The organism is Symbiopectobacterium sp. (assembly GCF_051710365.1).
GTDB lineage: Bacteria > Pseudomonadota > Gammaproteobacteria > Enterobacterales > Enterobacteriaceae > Symbiopectobacterium.
The window spans coordinates 1-872 of the sequence record NZ_JBPETA010000393.1 but is presented as its reverse complement, the minus strand read 5'-3'; the positions used below and the strand labels follow the sequence as shown (position 1 = coordinate 872).

The following is an 872-nucleotide window of genomic DNA, read 5'->3' as shown; positions in this document are numbered from 1 at the left end:
CGTTGGCATCTACATTGGTAATAACCAGTTTGTTCCTGCCTCCACCCGTGCGGGTGTGAAGATTTCCAGCATGGACGATGCCAACGTGACGACCGGTGGAACCAGCGCGGAACAGCACCAAATCACCGGGGCGAAGTTTGCCGCGCTGCACCTGAATGCCCGATTCCTGCTGTTCATAGGTTGAACGCGGTAGTTCCATGCCAAATTGTTCACGGAAGGTACGTTGAACAAAGGCAGAACAATCAATACCTTTGCGGCTGTCACCGCCTAAACGATAACGTACACCTTTCCAACTGGCATATTGATCCATCAGTTTGGATTTGATGTCCAGGTTACGCACCATGGCTTCAAATTCGTCCTGAGAGGCTGCAGAACGATAAGTTTGTGCTTGATGAGATCCTGTATTTGTACAGGCAGATAGCGCAAGTGCTATCACCAACGCGGGAATTGCCCGCCAGATATATCTCAGGCTCGGTTGAGATTTGACCATTATCGTTATGTTCCCTTGATTTCCTTAACGACCACCATCGTCATGTATGCAACTACACCATATATAAACGCCAAAACGAAACGAGAGTCAGACTAAAACAGAGTTTTACCTGGACCAACCACTTGAAGATGAAACTGTGTGGAATCGCACATAATTTCTTCCATTCCGAGGATAACCGCGTTCGGTAAAACTCAAACTTTACCGAGACTACCTGAACGCTCCGGCGATTGCGAGCCTTTTTATGGAAATTCTTTATAACCGTCATTCCGCACCTGATTTTTCTTTTTTCGGGACTTGACAGTATTCTGAAGTTCTGAATTTATTACTGCTTTTTGCAGACCAATCAGCATGAGTACTCCCCACGTTACCATCCGTAACCTTG

General features: G+C 46.7%; 1 protein-coding gene. It reads right to left on the bottom strand.

Annotation, left to right across the window (positions count from 1 at the left end):
- Window positions 1-490: bifunctional murein DD-endopeptidase/murein LD-carboxypeptidase (gene mepS, locus ACTBDZ_RS18215; RefSeq protein WP_438816320.1), on the bottom strand; the 490-nt coding region annotated here is incomplete at its 3' end.
- Window positions 491-872 lie beyond the last annotated feature (382 nt).